Origin of the sequence: Halomonas terrestris (genome assembly GCF_049166755.1) — a bacterium.
Classification (GTDB): Bacteria; Pseudomonadota; Gammaproteobacteria; order Pseudomonadales; family Halomonadaceae; genus Halomonas.
Genome location: NZ_JBMHFZ010000063.1, coordinates 1 through 506 on the forward strand (window position 1 = coordinate 1; position 506 = coordinate 506).

Annotated in this window: 1 protein-coding gene; it reads left to right on the forward strand. The window is 70.0% G+C overall.

Annotation, left to right across the window (positions count from 1 at the left end):
• The coding region (locus ACOMD9_RS21125; RefSeq protein WP_421417987.1) for a hypothetical protein at nucleotides 1–506 on the forward strand (506 nt) is incomplete at both ends.

Sequence of the window (506 nt, forward strand, 5' to 3'; positions counted from 1 at the left end):
CGCAGCGGCACCCGCCGCCTCGAGGAGCCGAGCTACGAATGGACACTGCCCGAGGAAGCGACCCAGGTCGCCGCCAAGGGCGACGCCAAGCGCGTGTTCTGGCTCGACGAGCCCGGGGTCTACCCGGTCGAGGTCGTGGTGCGCGACGCCCGTGGCCACGAGGCCGTGGTCGAGCACGAGATCGTGCTGGGCCGGCCCGAGCCCTACGACATCGAGCTCACCTACACCGCCAGCAACCGCTACGAGCGGGCCCCGCTGGACGTGCGGGTGCGCCCCTCGGTGCGCGGCGGCCACCCACGAGACCGGATCATCGGCCACCGTTACTACAACAACGGCGAGGTGATCACCGACGGCTCGATGTACGGCACCACCACCCTGGAGGCCGGCACGCACTACCTGATGTACGAGCTGGAGACCCAGATGGGCACCACGGCGCGGCAGATCCTGCCGATCGAGGTGGCCGAGAACCAGGTGCCGGTGTGCGAGCTCGAGGTCAGCGAGACCAC